Source organism: Legionella feeleii (assembly GCF_001467625.1).
Classification (GTDB): Bacteria; Pseudomonadota; Gammaproteobacteria; order Legionellales; family Legionellaceae; genus Tatlockia; species Tatlockia feeleii.
The window spans coordinates 194,942-211,206 of record NZ_LNYB01000081.1; the positions used below are offsets into that span (position 1 = coordinate 194,942).

Genomic DNA, 16,265 nt, shown 5'->3' on the forward strand with positions numbered 1-16,265 from the left:
TTCTTTCTGCTTAAGTTTGCTTATGGACAGTCTTCATATCCAGGGTCTCACGGTAGCCGCCCGTATTGGCGTCTATGATTGGGAACAGCGAATTTGCCAGCCTTTATTAATTGATATTACCATTCCCGCTGACTTTACTGATTGTGAAGATAATTTAGCGAATACTATCGATTACGCCAAACTATGCCAACAAGTCACCAACTATGTGGAAACCAATTCTTTCCATCTCATTGAAACCGCCGCCGACCGTATTGCTCGACTAATTAAAAATGAGTATAACCTCCCACAGCTAACCATTAGCATTAGTAAACCGCAAGCAATAAAAAATGCCCGCGATATTCGGGTGACTGTAACGCGTTAGATAAAGCTGGCTGTAAAGTTAGTTGACTCTACAGTCGGAACCCTGGTTCCTGCCATCCTGTCACCGGTACTCTGCTCAGGTAACGAAAAAAGTCCTTTATGAACCTCTTGATGGGCAGGAGTTGTTGTATGTTTTGGAGTCCCCCGCTGTCTTTTGATGACTGAAGACTCACGCTGGCTTACAGCGCCATCGCCAGTCATTGGGGTAAATTGATCAAAAATTAGATAGCCGACCGCTGTCAAAGTGAATAACGTTAATAGTATCCCTCCTGACAGAGCGGCGGCACTGCCTATTGCGGCCCAACCTCCGGCAGTCAATGCAGGTAAACCCAATCCCTTCGACATCACGGTTGAGATGAGCAGGCCACCAATTAATAATGTACTTGCGCCAGCCGCTAAACCAACAGAGGCATCTGAAACAAAAAAGCCTCTAAACCATGAGCGATGTTTATCAAGTGCCTCATCCACCGAAAGTTTGACACGGTAACAGTTGAGTAAAGTAAATCCGGTAGTCGACATCATGATCAACATCGGAATCAAAGGAGAAACAGCAAGGCCTGCGATTGAAAAACTGATAATAAACGCTAAAAAGGCAATGGCACTATAAACCAGTAACGCTTGGTTTTGACGAATATTTTTTTGAAAAAAACGATCCAGTTTATGATGTTCAAATAGATAAGCCAATGAACCATTTAAGCTAATATCTGTAAAAAAAGCAGCCTTGTCAGTAGAATTCATTGCACAACTGACGCCTTTTTTTTCTGTCACGATTCGGGCGCACGGGGCATCATTTAAGCCATCGCCAACAAACCAAACGCCTCCTTGAGTTTTTTTAGGTTCTGAAGGCGTCATCCCGCCCCCAAAAAAACCTCTTACTGTGCTTAAAAAACCCTCTTTACTACTTTCTTTTTTAGGTGCAGCAACAGGCTCAAAAGATTTCATTAATTTCTGCAAAAACTTTTCCTTCATATGCGGTTGCTGCTCTGCATGAATATTTTGTGGCTCAAAAATGGTTTCTTCGCTATGTGGATAGGCCTTTGCCGATATTTGTTGATTAAATGCCATCGCCGACACTGAATTGTCACCGGTAAGCATAATTAAAGTTTTACCTTCTTTCTTTAAGCGCTTAAGTGCGTCTAAAATGTCACTTCGTGGTTCGTGTTGTATGAAAATAACTCCTTTATAAACCTTTTCTTCAGCCACATAAATGGGTGTATAGCCCTGCAATAATTTGCTTTGAATTAAAGAACTATGCTCTTCTGCCACCACGATCTGGGATTCCTGGATGTCCTGCATATAACTGAGATTACCTATGTGAATTGATTTACCTTGAACTGTCGCTGATAAACCACGATTTTTTGGATCAAGAACCGGGTTACTTATATCTGTAAAGACAATCTTCTGGGCAATATGGGAGTCGTAAAAACTATTAATTGCGTTGGCCAGAGGATGACTCGCACCATGGGATTGCTCCAATAAATGAATTTTTTGCCAAAGGGCCTCATCAAGCCCCGCATAGGACTCTACCTTACTCCTCCCGGTTGTCAGCGTACCTGTTTTATCAAATACCACGGTATGAATCGTCTCTTGATTCGCATTATTCTCATTGCGCAATAAGATATTTTTATTATTACGCTGATAAATACTTAACAACTGCGGTAACTGGTGGGCGATAGCAATGGTGCAAGGGCAAACTGCAAATAAAATACCGATGACATTTTTTAAAACCAGAGGGACAGTGAATACTCCCAAAGAAAGCGGTGTTATGATGGAGGCAACAATACTAACCATAATCAGACTTGTATAAAGAGATGTGAATTTAGTCGTGTCATCGGGTGAAGTCGTCTTTTCTGGGGCTCGATTTGAGCGAAACAATAATCGATTGACAGTACTATTATAAGAATCGTTAGTCACATACACTGTAACTGCCTGTCCAAGATTAATCGCACCAGCCGGAATAGTATCCAGAAGCTGTTTGGGCTGTTGTGGTTCACCTGTTAACAACGATGCATCAACCAGAGTACTTCCTTGTACAAGGGTACAATCGACTGGAAAACAATCCCCAGCATTCACTTGAATAAGCATCCCCTTCTGTAACGATTGCTTGGATCGCTTGACTTTATCACTACTCAACAAAGTCTGTACGGGAATTAAAAATTCTTCAACACTAACGTCTGAAGGTTGAGTCTCCATTACTGACATTAATTTTTCTTGCGCATCTGGAGGAATTTCATGGCAAAGGTACTCTTCTGCCATTTGTGGGAATAATGATTTCATGCCTTTTAAATGAATTGTCTTTGATTTTTGCAAGACCAGACGTTTAATTTCATCCATGCCATTTACCATTGCAATCAGCATCACCGGCATAATAAAACTCATGAATACCATCGAAAAACTACTGGCCAGCGGCATAGTGACTGAATGATAGAACGTGTGAGTCAGGGATAATAACCAACCGAGACTAATCGTCGATGACATATCATTAATTTTTTTATTGCGCAGGTTATGTAAAAAGGTAGAGAGATAATTTCTTCCAGTGAAAGCAGTAGTTAGAGTAGTCACTGCTGTTAAAGCAACCGTCAAGAGCAGTGAAGGAGGATAACTAAGTGATAAAACAAGAATACCCAACATAGCAACCAGATTAACTAGTATGTTGATCCGGTTAGGCCATTTTGATTCATCTTCGGATTCGAGATTTTTTTCGTCAATAATCTGAAAACCATATTCGGTTAACTTACTTGTGAGGCCAGCAAGAATCGTTTTATTCTTTTCGCCACTCTGGTTAAATCCTTCCTGTTTACTTTGAATCGATATAGATATTTCATGAATACCTAACGTTTTAGGTTGTGCATCGATAGAATGAACTTCTGCATCCGAAGGTAATTCAATCCCACTTAAATCACTCAGTGCGGTCTTAACTAAAGAACCACACCCAGCATGACACATAATCCCAGAAACTAAAAAAGAACCATGAAATATTATATTTTTCGGCATAAGCTAAATTCCTGTCGTGATGCATGCCCTTGCAAGAAATTATCGTTGATTATAGTTTCTAACCTCCTTTCAACGACGGCAGAGGTAACGTCATCAAGTAAGTATTACCTTGACTTCCTGTTTCTGTTGGAACTCACTTCTCTCGAAATTCTACTCTCATGAAGTATCATTTCGTCACTACGGTGCTCAAACCCTACTGTACTACCGTTGCGCATTTCGGTTCTGCGCTCTTCTTCCCCAGCTTCGCTATAGAGCGAACTACTGAAGAATTTTATTTATTCCCCTAGGCATCCATTTTACGAATCATCCCTGTAATACGTTCTCTGCGTGCTACGGCCATCCGTGCTTTTTCAGCATCTCCTCGTGAATGAAAAGGTCCGAGAACTACCCTAAACCAATTACCCTGCTGCGGAGAAGACATAGCAACGTGAACATCAAAACCCTTTAAAGTCAGAGCAGCTTTCAAACGCTCAGCCTCCTGCTTATTTTTGAATGAAGCAAGCTGTAGCAAATAAGACTCTTTGCTACTCGTATTAGCTACTGCTATAGGTTTGCTTTCTGTAACAACAGCGGCGATCTGCGTTTGCTGATTTGCAGCAGCTGGCGTGGGAGTATTCGAAGCAGAGGCGGCAGCTGATGAAGGTGAAACCACCACTTTAGTCTGCGCCGCCAGCGTAGCAGGATTAACCTGGTGGGTTACCTGTGCAGGTGCGCTGCGATCTTTAGCCAGTAACGTATAAAACTCAAATTTTGGCTTTGGCATTTCATTTGGTTTTGCAACGACTTGTGCCGTATTTTTTTGCTCATTTTGCTGTCCTAATACCTGCGTATTAATCCAAGTAGTCAAGCTGGTAAAATCAAACACTGTCGCTGCCAAATAACCGCCTAAAAAAGAAGCGAGCACCCAAAATACTTGCTTAGGGGCACTACTCCTTTGCCTACTCGGCCTTCTTCCGTAATCCTTTGCCATCACATGCTCTCAGGAGTTGATACACCAATTAAATGCAAGCCATTCCTCAAGATTTGACGTACTGCTTTTAGAAGGCATAAACGCGCATTCCTTAAGACCTCTTGCTCGCACAATAATTGTACGGCATTGTAATAGCTATGCAATCCATTCGCTAACTCCCGTAGATAATAGGCAAGCTGATGCGGTTCACAAGCACTGGCTGCTGCTACAACTACTTCAGGGTAACGATTTATTAAAGAAATTAGAGCGGCTTCCTGTGGTTCCACGAGCAATTCAATATGGGCAAGACCATTTTCTTCATCCCATTGCAAACCACGTTCTTGTAATTGCCGCAACACCGAACTAATACGCGCATGAGCATATTGAATGTAATAAACAGGATTATCATTTGATTCAGACTTCGCCAAATCCAAATCAAAATCCATATGTTGCTCTGGTTTACGCATAACATAGAAGAAACGAGCAGCATCATTGCCAACTTCTTCACGCAGTTCGCGCAAAGTCACGAAAGAACCACTGCGAGTAGACATTTGAACTCGCTCACTACTACGATAAAGGATCGCAAATTGTACCAATAAAACATCCAAGGCACTTTGATCATGGCCCAAAGCAGTTACTGCTGCCCTCACTCGTGTTACATAGCCGTGATGATCCGCACCAAAAATATCAATGACACGTTCAAAACCTCGATTATACTTATCCCAGTGATAAGCGACGTCCGAAGCAAAATAGGTGGTATGCCCATTTGCACGAACCAACACGCGATCTTTCTCGTCGCCAAAATCAGTTGCGCGGAACCACAAAGCGCCTTCTTTTTCGTAAGTATGGCCAGCGTCTTTTAATGCCTGGATCCCTTTATCAATTGCTCCGCCATCCAGTAATGATTGTTCTGAAAACCAGTAGTCATACTTAACACCAAAACCTGCCAAATCATCTTTAATATCGTCGAGTACCGAATCCAAAGCCAGCTTGTGGAACAATTTAAAACCCTTTTCACCAAGCAGAGTACGCGCTCGAACAATCATGGCATCGATATAGACTTCTTTATCGCCCCCTTGTGGCTCATCAGCAGGCAAGCCCTCTTGCACCACAGACCAGGGATGTACAAAATCATGGCCGTATTGGTCTAAAGCGTCCTGGGCAATAGTTATGACATAATCACCACGATAACCATTAGCAGGAAAAACAATTCCCTCACCAGCCAGACTCAAATACCGCAGCCAAACGCTTGCAGCAAGAATATTCATTTGACGGCCAGCATCATTCACATAATATTCACTACTCACCGCAAAACCCGCCGCCACTAAAAGATTTGCCAACGTTGCACCAAAAGCAGCACCTCGGCCATGACCAACATGCAGGGGGCCGGTTGGATTTGCCGAGACAAACTCCAGAATAACTTTCTTTCCTTGGCCAAAATCACTACGACCGAACAGCTCACCCTCTCTAAGTATCTGAGCAATAATTTGGCTGCGTGCTTCATTTCGCATGAAAAAATTAATAAATCCGGGACCCGCTATCTCAACTCGCTCTACAGCTGAATGGGACGGTAAATGATTGATGATTAATTCAGCTAATTGACGGGGCGCCTGGCGACAAGGCTTGGCCAACATCATAGCTAAATTCGTCGCAAAATCACCATGACTACTCTCTTTAGCGCGCTCAACTTTGAACTCTACTTCAACATCTTGCGGAATAACAGTTGATTCTTTGAGCGTTGTAAGCGCCTGTGTGAGCAATTGTTCGACGGTTTGTTTCATAACACTTTTTTCACTCGTCAAAAAGCAGCTATTATGCGCTTTTTCGTACCAGTTGCAAAGTCTATTGGCAATATCAAAGGAAATCCATGGCAATTAAATCTGTTAACCCTGCAACAGAAATAATCAGGCGAGTTTAGCGGTAAAAAAATCGACAAAAGCACGAATCTTGGGTAATTCAAAATCATAAGCACGGTAAAACATAAAAATTTCATAATGACGAAAAACATATTGCCCTAACACCTGGACTAAATCACCACTAGCCAGCCATGATTTGACCAAGATATCTCCCGTCAAAAACAAACCAACCCCGGCCAGACAGGCTTGATTTAATGCCTCAAAATTATCCATGTAAAGAATGGGTTTCGCACAATGTAATTGCCCTCCATCAGCAAGTGGTAAAAAGTGAGCCGGTTTACGCAGGCTGTGTGAAATGATCTTAAAGTGTGGTAATTCCTCTGCATCCTTTGGCAAACCATAACGGGCAGCAAATTCTTTGGAAGCACAGAGGATATTATTCACATTAAACATTTTACGGTATTTCAGTGTTTCTGTTGCCGGCGGAATAACCGGAAACCCTACCATAATATCGATGTCAGTACGTGCCAATTCATCATCCTGTTCTGAAAAAACCAACTCAAGATCAAGCAATGGGTAAGCATTGATAAACGCTGGCAAATGCTGTAACACCCATTCCTTGGCAGTAATTGTTGAAACCAGGACCCTTAATTCCCCTTGGGGCTCCTCGCGGTTTGATTCGATAAATCGATTAACAGCCTGGATTTGCTCTTCAATTGCCTTACAACGCTCATAAAATAGGTGGCCAAACTCGGTTAGATCGACACGTCGAGTGGTTCGTAAGAACAATTGTTCACCAATTGCCTGCTCTAAATTTTTAATTTGCTTACTGACAGCCGTTACAGTCAAATGTAAGGTCTCGGCTGCCATAGAGAAACTAGCCAACTCTGCCACTTTTAAAAAACAGGATACCTGCCCCTGGTTATACATTGCTTGAACCTTTATTATAAACTTATTGTTCATAATGAATTAATTACAAGTCAATTTACAACTTTTTTAACTTAATTATACTCATTATAAAATTGTCAACGAGGCAAAAAAATGACTATAAAAACCACAGGCTATCAATATCATCACATGGGGATACCTACGGATAGTCCCCGTGAAGGTGAAAAATACAGTTCCACATTCAAAATGTACACGAGTGGCGGGCAAAACAGTGAGTATCGTATTCAATACCATCGCTTTGAACCCGATTCTCCTTTACATCCTTTAATAAAATCCAAAGTCCATGTGGCCTTTCAAGTACCTAGCCTTAATGAAGCCATAGCAGGGAAAGAAGTGATTCTTGCACCTTATGAGCCTTTCCCGGGATTTAAGGTCGCTATGATTGCAGAATGTGGTGCACCTATTGAATTCATTGAAACAGAATTAAGTGAGCAAGAAATTTGGCACGGCAGTCATAAGGCGTCAGTAATTTATCCTGAGATAGAGTAAACGGACTATTTGAGAGGATTTCTCCTCTCAGCATTTGTTTAAACCTATTTAAGGGTTGTTTACATTTCTCCTCGAATGAGCAGTTAGGCCTGGATTTTTTGTGCTATCCTACCTCCCTAACGAACCTTAGCTCTAAAATGAATATGCCAAAAGCGTTTATGGGGGTTAATAAATTTGCCCTGGATACTCCCTGCCTGGTTATTGATAAAGACAAACTGGATTACAATCTTAAACTCATGCAGCAACATGCTGATGCAAATGGTATTAATCTTAGACCCCACTGTAAAACTCATAAATGCTCGCAACTGGCAAAACTTCAACGCCAATATGGCGCAATTGGTATTAGCGCAGCAAAAATCTCTGAGGCAGAAGTACTCATTAACCAAGGGATCACGGGTCTTCTAATTACGTCTCCCCTTGTCAGTACCTACAAAATCAGACGTTTATTGAACTGCCTGAAAAAATCACCTGATACGATATTAGTCGTTGATAATGAGAAGAATATTGCGGAGCTTGCCACAGCAGCTGCTTCCATTAATCAAAAAATAAATGTGTTACTTGATTTGGATCCAGGTATAGGGAGAACTGGGGTCAAACCTGAGCTCGCTTTGCCCTTAGCAACCGCTATCATGAATTCCCAATGGCTAAACTTCCTTGGAGTCCAGTGCTATGCAGGGAATTTGCAACATATTATTTCTTATCAGCAACGGCAAGAAAGCTCTTTACAAGCAATGCAACAGGCCAGCGAAGTAGTACAAACACTTAAAAAAGCCGGACTGCCCTGCCCTATCCTAACGGGTACTGGCACAGGCACCTATGATATCGATAGCGTAGCGGCAGAAATCACTGAAATACAACCAGGATCGTATGCCGTTATGGATGTTGATTACGCCAGAATTGGCTCCAAAGAAAATCCTCATCAGTTCACTACTTTTCAACATGCCATGACATTACTGACTACTGTCATTAGCAGTAACCGTCAGGAACATGTTACTGTTGATGCAGGTACAAAAGCACTTTATTTTGATCCCGTAAATAAACCTAAAATCATCAGTCATCCTCATTTAAATTACGATTGGGGTGGCTTTGGTGATGAGCATGGCAAAATAACGGCCCCAAACAAGGCCCCACTACCTGCTAATAAAGAAGTCCTTGAATTAATCGTTCCACACTGTGATCCCACCATCAATTTATTCGATAAATTTTATATTACCAGCAACGACATCGTTATTGATGTCTGGGATATTGATGCACGAGGAGCTTCGCAGTAATAGGTAAATCAACCATGTCGACATTTACTTCTATTAATATAGAGACTTTAATACTCGTGGCAGTTTGGGAGAAGCCTTTTGTCTTTCAAGGCTGTTTTAAATTGACAGATAAAAGCAAACATAAGCAACGATTGCTCTTTTTTCGTTGTGAATGCGATAAAACAGATAAAAAAGAGCTTATTGAGCAAGCCTTTTCTGCTTATGAATATCAGTTTAGCCATCTCTATGATGGAGCCCAACCTATTCGACTGAGCGAGCGAAGCAAAACCGATGAACATGCGCTCTATCTATTAAAATACGCTCTTCATATCACCCTGCAAAAAATGCTAACCAGTAGCAAACAATATCTCCTCTCTATCGACGAGGTAGCCTTGCAGGCTATAACCAAACAAATAGAGCCTATTTTGCATCAACGCTCCTGGTCTACTGAGGAGAATGATCTCGGTTTTGCGGTAACAATGGATTTTAATCCCTATGAAGAGTCTGGGCAGAAGGCTGTGTTATTTTTATTAGAGAAAGAAAATCCAATGAAGCCAGATAATTACGCCTTACATTAACTGTTTTTCAGTACACACTTAATTTTTCTGTTTTAACTCTCACAAAACAACACTGATAATAATTTTTGCAAAACAAAAAATATCCTATTGATTCATTTTATTGCTCATTTCCAACCAAAATGCATGTAATTTTTTCTTAATAATTAAATATTATACTAAAATTAAAGAAATGCATTACCTTCCCTAAGGAGATCAACATGCCTAAAAATCCCGGTTTTTTCGCTAAGCTGTGGCAAGGGGCAAAAGATGTTAAGGTAGTCTCTAGTCAAAAAACACCCGATGCTAAGAAAAATTTTCTCCAGAACTATTCTGATCATTTGGATCAATTAGAAATAGATGCTAAAAAAATATGGGAAAAAACAAAAAACAAAGGTTCTTTCGAAGAAGCCTTTAACTTCATCAAAGATGAAGCTACTAAACGAATGAACTTCCTTGAGGGATTTCGTGATCGTTATGATTTTGCAGATGAAGTAGTGGGGGCTACTGCAATTCCGGCTCTAGGAATGGTAGCTTCTGTTGCTGCTCTTGGTTACGCCATATGGGAAGGTGCTCAAGCTTTAGCAATTCATGCAGGATTCGCTAAAGACGATGGGAAAGAGCATGGAGAAAATGCTGCCATTGGTTTAATGGTTTCCGCAGCAAGCTTTGTGGGCGCAGTTGCAAGCTTCTTAAAATCCGCAGTTAGCTTAATAACTCGATCTGTTGCTACAGCAATTAATGGTTATGGAGAGTCAAAAGAGGCTCGTTTCCATAATGAAGATTCTGTCCTTGGTACTGGTAGCGCTTTCAATGGCCCTAAATAAGTGTCCTCTATAGGTGCTAGCTCTATAAAAGACCGGTTTAAACCGGTCTATCTTCTCAATAAAACAAAAACACAAAAGAAGATCTACAGGCTACAACTCACTGGTGGTGTAGATTCATCAATATTTCTATAAAGAGCAATTAAATCCTGTCTATTTTTCTTAGCTTGGGTAAAAAAATTTTCTCGCTTCTTTTCATGTCGATGAGCGGACATTGCTGACACTTTTTCCATCTTAATATTATCGCGTTTAGGAGCTTCTTCCTCATCAATTGAAGTGGAAGTCAGCGTGTGGCAACAACGGGTTAAAGGGACATACTCGCTATCAGATTGTGCCCAGAAAAAACCATTCCTATCCGGTGCCGCAAGATTACCCGCATAATAATAAATGGGAGCTTGCTCTGATCGCAGCCATTGAGTTTGAAAGGTTGAGGCACGTTCATAATTGTTTTTCTGGGAGCCGCAAAAATAAGTGTGCACTGTTGCGATACAGGGAGCTATAACAAGGAGATCATATTCAAAGCGCTTTGTTACAGTTTCCATATCCAGGAAAATTGCTTTGCTGGCTTCCGCACAATTAGCAACTACTGTTGGTTTCTCTTCGTAACCATGAGCAACTATATAAACTTTACTCTCCGGGCTTACTAAATCTGGAGAGTAGTCATCTTGATGATAGATAACTTTCAACCGCTCTTGTGAGCTTATTCTATGATTTGTTTTCCATAAGGCTACACCACTCGGCAGATCCCCTGCTTCATCTCTGGAGAAAGGAATGTAAAGAATAATCATGGCTTATTTTTTCACACTAAAAGATCCCTATTTTAACGATCAATAGTTAAGAAAATATTAAACATTTAGAATAAAAAATCAGCTTTGGTTTACAATAATTATTATGGAACAAAAGAACTACCTGGGAATTTTTTGGAACTGCATGCAGGGAAAGAGGGAGGCCTATTTTGAAAACACTAAGACAAAAAGGACGTATCTTTATTCTCCAGCTTATATTTCTCGGCTATGCGTTACCAGTATCAAGCACAACAACCAATTTTGCCCCCGAAGCACAACCAGTAAATGACTTCGCTTTTGATCTTTATCGACAAATAGGCACAACTGATCAAAATCTTATTTTATCACCCTATAGCCTATCGTCTCTTCTAGTGATTTTAGCTAATGGTGCTAGCGGTAATACTCAACGGCAGCTAAGTCAAGTGCTGCATTTTGCTGCAGGAAATACCGATGATCCTACTGAATTAGCTAAAATTGATACCGAGTTAATGCCTGATAGTGATTGCCAGGGATGGCTCAGTTGCAAATTTAAACACGCCAGTAAATGGTTTGGTTTCAACCAATCATCCACTTTTTTAATTGCCAATTCACTTTGGGCGGAAGAGCGTTTGATTTATAAAACGCCCTTCCTGGCCGCTATGGGACAAATTAATCATTTTTACCGGGTTAATTTTAATAAAGCACCTGAGGCTGCCAGACAACGTATTAATAACTGGGTCGAAGAGAAAACAGACCAATATATCAAAGAACTGATTGCTCCAGGCATGATTACCGGAGCGACTCAACTCATTTTGGTCAATGCTATTTATTTTAATGGGTTATGGGAGTCCCCCTTCAAACCGGAAGCCACTGAACAAAAGCCCTTCCTGTTATCAGACGGAAACCCTATACAAACAGCCATGATGGGCAAGCTGGATAATTTTTTCTATAGTGAAAATGAGCGTTTACAAATGCTGCAATTACCTTATCTAAAAAGTACCATAAGAATGGCAGTCTTATTGCCAAAAACTACTCACTCGGTAAAGGAAATACAACAAACATTGACGCATGAAACATTTTCCCAGCTTCTTCAAAATGCAGCTAACCTCAAAGTTCTTGTTAGTCTGCCGAAATTTAAACTGGCATCAACCTTTAACTCCTTAAAACAGCCTTTGCAACAAATGGGTGTTATCGATGCGTTCAGTGATAATGCCGACTTCTCCAACATGACAACGTCTGCGTTGGCAATTTCCGATATTATTCAAAAAGCCGTTATAGAAGTCGATGAAAAAGGTACTGTAGCGGCCGCTGCAACGGCTGTAGTGATGTTTGGGAGTGCGGTACAGCAACCGATGCAATTTAATGCAGACCATCCCTTTTTATTTATTCTCTATGACACTCAATCCGGAGTTATTCTCTTTATAGGGCAAGTTTTCAATCCACAAAAGGAATGAGCAACCAGCAAGTTACAGAACCTGGATCCGTTCATTCATAACCAAAAAATACAAACATAGGCATAAAGAAGACTCATACCAATCACAGGAATGACAAGAAAGCCCAAAAAGACATGAATCTGGGTTCTATTCTCTGCAGAGGCTTGATAAAATTTTTTTAGCTTCTTAAAAACTGACATCAGTAAGCTCCTCGAATGAAGCCGTTTCTATCAGTATAAACCAAATAGAATTATTAGAAAGAAAGCCAGCCAACCGCTATAAGGTTTCGTAGGCCTTGTGTATTTGCCCATCCTGCGACAACATAATGGCCAAAGGCCGGGTTGCCTCAAAATGAGCAAAAATAATCATCATCATGACGGTAATAGGCACTGAAAGAAACATGCCTAAAACACCCCAGACAGCCCCCCATAACGCCAAGGCAAATAAAATCACCAGGGCACTTAAATTTAACGATTTTCCTAAAAAGCGTGGTTCAACAAGATTACCAACAATAAATTGTATTGCGACAAGGCCTGAAGTAATGATTATAAAAGGCAGCCAACTTTGAAATTGAATTAGCGCCAATAAAGCAGGAAAAGCTGTCGCCAGGATAGCACCAATATTGGGAATAAAATTTAGGAAAAAAATCAGTAAGGCCCAGAATTCTGCAAAATCCAAACCGACGCATTTCATGATAATCCAACTCGTCGTTGCCGTAAGTAAACTCAACAGGGTTTTTAAACCCAAATAGGTTTGGGTATCCTTTACAATGTGGCTAATGATGTTATTGACCAATTGGCGATGGCCAGCCTGAGGAAAAAGAGCGTCCAGCTTTTGAGTGAAAAAATGTTGTTCTACAAATAAAAATATGACATAGAGAGCAATTAAAACGGCAGAGCCTGTGATAGAGGTAAAAACACCGTAAATGTTGACTAAAATACCTTGCAAACTAAGTCCACGAATAAAACCATCCACATTTGCCAGGGTTTTAATATGAAAACGCTCGTCCACCTTATTAAAAATATTGGTCAAATTCTCCTGATAACGAGAGGAAGCAGCAATCACGTCATTGACATTATTACCAATAATATCAATGAGAATCTTCACCAGAAGTGCTACTACCAATAACGCCAGTACCATACTAAGCCAATTAGGTAAGCGGGGACCAACAAAAGGTGTCCGCTGCACAGCGTTATGGATTGTGTTTAACAGATGCCAGATAAAGACTGCAATAACGATAGGAATTAATAAACTGCGACCAGCAATAAGCAAATAGCCGATGATCCATACTAAAATCAAACTGGCTGCAAATGTAACGGTACGAACCCTTGTTCCAGCATTTATAGTCATAACGGTCAACAGTAACTTATTTTCTGCTATTATGAGTTTTTTTTCTTACAAATCATACTGTGTTACATCAATCTTGTGAAATTTTAGCAGGGGTAGGCCCCACATTGAGTGCCAAACTTAGCAAATGTGGTATAACCACAGTGGCTGATCTGCTCTTTCATCTACCTTATCGCTACCAAGATAGAACTCGCATTACAGCCATTCGTGACTTGCGCGCCAATGACTGGGCTGTGATTGTGGGCAGAGTCTGCAAAACAGAGGTGAAATATGGCAAGCGCATGATGCTTTATTGCCATGTGGAAGATAAAACCGGTATTTTGCAGTTGCGCTTTTTTCACTTTAATAAACAACAAATCAAAGCATTGCAGGAATGTACTCTGATACGCGCCTTTGGGGAAGTTCGCGAATTTGCTAATAAATTTGAAATGATTCACCCGGAATACCAATTATTAGCGAATGAAGAAGATTGTATAGTGGATGAAACCTTGACACCGATTTATCCTTCTACACAAGGGTTAACACAAAGCCGCCTGCGACAACTGGTCAAAATAGCCCTGCAAACCTGCCAAGAAACCATCGACGAATTGGAATGGATGACAGCAGAGCAGCTAAAACAACAGCAGTTTTACTCTCTCGCACAGGCCCTCACAACCTTGCATAATCCGCCCCCCGACATTTCCTTACAAACCTTAGAAGAAGGCACACACCCGGCTTTGCAGCGGTTGGTATTTGATGAGTTATTGGGGCAGCGGCTGGCCATGCAATTTGCCAGGCAGCATAGAAGCCAGTTATCAGCACCACTTATTTCCCAAAATCAGGAATTACAGGCACGCTTTATTGAGCAGTTACCCTTTACATTAACAGCGGCACAACAACGCATCAGTGAAGAAATTGCGACAGATTTATCACAATCAAAACCCATGTTACGCCTGGTTCAAGGTGATGTGGGTTCTGGTAAAACGGTGGTAGCGGCACTGGCTGCTTTGCAAGCCATTGCGAATGGCTATCAAGTTGCGTTTATGGCACCAACAGAATTGTTAAGCGAACAACACGCAGCCAATCTACAAACCTGGTTTAGTCCTCTTGGGATAGGCTGCCGTAGGCTCAGCGGTAACATGAAAACCAGTGAACGCAAGGAAACTTTGGCATTGCTGGCAACTAATGACTGCCAAATTCTTATAGGAACCCATGCCCTCTTTCAAGAGAATGTGCTCTTTGCCAAACTTGGCCTGGTGATTATTGACGAGCAACATCGCTTTGGAGTCGAGCAACGTTTATTATTACAACAAAAGGGACAGCAGGCCGCACTTAATCCTCATCAACTGCTAATGACTGCTACCCCTATTCCAAGAACCTTGGCAATGACTCAATTTGCTCATCTTGATTTATCGATTATTGATGAATTACCCCCAGGGCGTACACCGATTAGCACCGCCGTATTAAGCCAGGAAAAACGTGAACCAGTTATCAGTCGCTTACAATCGGCCATTGCTGATGGCCGGCAGGCCTATTGGGTATGCACACTTATTGAAGAGTCGGAAAAATTACAGTGTATGGCAGCAACTGCCACTGCCGAAAACCTCCAGGCCCAATTACCCAACGTGCGTGTAGGTTTGGTTCATGGTCGAATGAAAAGCATCGAAAAAGAAGCCACTATGGCAGCATTTAAACAAGGAGAAATCGATTTATTAGTGGCAACTACCGTTATTGAAGTGGGGGTAGATGTACCTAAAGCCAGTTTAATGATTATTGAAAATGCAGAACGCCTGGGCCTCTCACAATTGCATCAATTACGCGGCCGAGTCGGTCGTGGTAGTACACAATCTCATTGCCTGCTCCTTTACCAGTCACCCCTTTCACAATTGGGTGCTGAACGTTTACGCATTATGCGGGCAACCTGCGATGGTTTTATCATTGCAGAAAAAGATCTGCAATTACGTGGAGCTGGTGAAGTATTGGGTACTCGGCAAACAGGTTACCATCAATTTAAAGTGGCCAATCTACAGCGCGATCAACATTTTTTCCCGGTCGTGGCAAGCATGGCCAAACAGTTAGTGCTTGATAATCCTCAGCTGGCACGTGCAATTGCTCAGCGTTGGTTAGGTGATTTTGAACAATTTTTGCAAGGTTAAAACGCCTGGAAAGCGTTTCCTCGCAACAATAAATTTTGTAAAAATAGTTAAAATATTCCAAGTCAAGACTGTTTTTTCATTTTTTCTTTAGCTAATATAGTCGGAATGGCTTCGCTGTTCCCTCAAGCCATACCTGTGGATAACTTATTCATTACTTCTAACACCATAACTCCCGTCATGTGCCCTTCTCTACCATCGATCTTTACCAGTACTGGCTTTTATTGTTTTTTGTTTAATTATTTAGCGCTTAGTTTATCCACAAAATCTGTGGATAATCCTGTGTACAGGATGGGAAAAAGCTTGAAAATAAAGCGCATCATTTACCTGCCTCAGAACTTACCAACTTGCTCCCGCTGACTAAC

Annotated in this window: 14 protein-coding genes; 7 read left to right on the forward strand and 7 right to left on the reverse strand. The window is 41.3% G+C overall.

Going from position 1 to position 16,265, the window contains the following annotated elements:
- Positions 1-22 precede the first annotated feature (22 nt).
- Complete coding sequence (gene folB, locus Lfee_RS10740) at positions 23-361, forward strand: dihydroneopterin aldolase (protein ID WP_058446655.1); 339 nt, start codon at positions 23-25, stop codon at positions 359-361.
- Here the strand turns inward: folB and Lfee_RS10745 are convergent.
- The 4 genes from Lfee_RS10745 to Lfee_RS10760 form a co-directional block, all read right to left on the reverse strand.
- A complete protein-coding gene (locus Lfee_RS10745; RefSeq protein WP_058446657.1) occupies positions 358-3,354 on the reverse strand; it encodes an HAD-IC family P-type ATPase in 2,997 nt (998 codons plus the stop codon). The two genes, folB and Lfee_RS10745, sit on opposite strands and share 4 nt — an antisense overlap.
- A 283-nt stretch (positions 3,355-3,637) precedes the next feature.
- Complete coding sequence (locus Lfee_RS10750) at positions 3,638-4,324, reverse strand: SPOR domain-containing protein (RefSeq protein ID WP_058446659.1); 687 nt, start codon at positions 4,322-4,324, stop codon at positions 3,638-3,640.
- On the reverse strand, positions 4,324-6,084 hold the full coding sequence (gene argS / locus Lfee_RS10755) for an arginine--tRNA ligase (RefSeq protein WP_058446661.1): 1,761 nt from the start codon (positions 6,082-6,084) through the stop codon (positions 4,324-4,326). Before argS ends, Lfee_RS10750 begins: the two co-directional genes overlap by 1 nt.
- A 123-nt stretch (positions 6,085-6,207) precedes the next feature.
- Entirely contained in the window at positions 6,208-7,089 is an 882-nt protein-coding gene (locus Lfee_RS10760) for a LysR family transcriptional regulator (protein WP_058446664.1), read from the reverse strand.
- A gap of 111 nt (positions 7,090-7,200) precedes the next feature.
- Here Lfee_RS10760 and Lfee_RS10765 point away from each other — a divergent pair, with 111 nt between their 5' ends.
- The 4 genes from Lfee_RS10765 to Lfee_RS17680 all read left to right on the forward strand — a co-directional run bounded on the left by Lfee_RS10765 (position 7,201) and on the right by Lfee_RS17680 (position 10,227).
- Positions 7,201-7,596 (forward strand): hypothetical protein, encoded by a 396-nt coding sequence (locus Lfee_RS10765; protein ID WP_058446666.1) that lies wholly within the window; start codon positions 7,201-7,203, stop codon positions 7,594-7,596.
- Positions 7,597-7,739: 143 nt separating this feature from the next.
- Positions 7,740-8,867, forward strand: coding sequence for a DSD1 family PLP-dependent enzyme (locus Lfee_RS10770; RefSeq protein WP_058446668.1), 1,128 nt, complete (start codon positions 7,740-7,742; stop codon positions 8,865-8,867).
- 14 nt (positions 8,868-8,881) lie between these two features.
- On the forward strand, positions 8,882-9,424 hold the full coding sequence (locus tag Lfee_RS10775; protein WP_058446670.1) for a hypothetical protein: 543 nt from the start codon (positions 8,882-8,884) through the stop codon (positions 9,422-9,424).
- A gap of 197 nt (positions 9,425-9,621) precedes the next feature.
- Complete coding sequence (locus Lfee_RS17680; protein WP_238584918.1) at positions 9,622-10,227, forward strand: hypothetical protein; 606 nt, start codon at positions 9,622-9,624, stop codon at positions 10,225-10,227.
- Between the two features lie 83 nt (positions 10,228-10,310).
- On the opposite strand, the gene Lfee_RS10785 is transcribed toward Lfee_RS17680, so the two are convergent.
- Positions 10,311-11,012, reverse strand: coding sequence for a hypothetical protein (locus tag Lfee_RS10785; RefSeq protein ID WP_058446672.1), 702 nt, complete (start codon positions 11,010-11,012; stop codon positions 10,311-10,313).
- A 167-nt stretch (positions 11,013-11,179) separates the two neighbouring features.
- Between Lfee_RS10785 and Lfee_RS10790 the strand changes: the two genes are divergently transcribed.
- Complete coding sequence (locus Lfee_RS10790) at positions 11,180-12,442, forward strand: serpin family protein (protein WP_058446675.1); 1,263 nt, start codon at positions 11,180-11,182, stop codon at positions 12,440-12,442.
- Between the two features lie 35 nt (positions 12,443-12,477).
- Here the strand turns inward: Lfee_RS10790 and Lfee_RS17355 are convergent, their stop codons facing one another.
- Together Lfee_RS17355 and Lfee_RS10795 are read right to left on the reverse strand one after the other, a co-directional pair.
- Positions 12,478-12,621: a hypothetical protein gene (locus Lfee_RS17355; protein ID WP_165482115.1), complete on the reverse strand. Its 144-nt coding sequence runs from the start codon at positions 12,619-12,621 to the stop codon at positions 12,478-12,480.
- Positions 12,622-12,697: 76 nt separating this feature from the next.
- On the reverse strand, positions 12,698-13,771 hold the full coding sequence (locus tag Lfee_RS10795; RefSeq protein ID WP_058446677.1) for an AI-2E family transporter: 1,074 nt from the start codon (positions 13,769-13,771) through the stop codon (positions 12,698-12,700).
- Positions 13,772-13,830: 59 nt separating this feature from the next.
- Here Lfee_RS10795 and recG point away from each other — a divergent pair, with 59 nt between their 5' ends.
- Positions 13,831-15,903 carry an ATP-dependent DNA helicase RecG gene (gene recG, locus Lfee_RS10800; RefSeq protein ID WP_058446679.1) on the forward strand — a complete coding sequence of 691 codons (2,073 nt, stop codon included), beginning with the start codon at positions 13,831-13,833 and terminating at the stop codon, positions 15,901-15,903.
- The last annotated feature ends 362 nt before the right edge of the window (positions 15,904-16,265 follow it).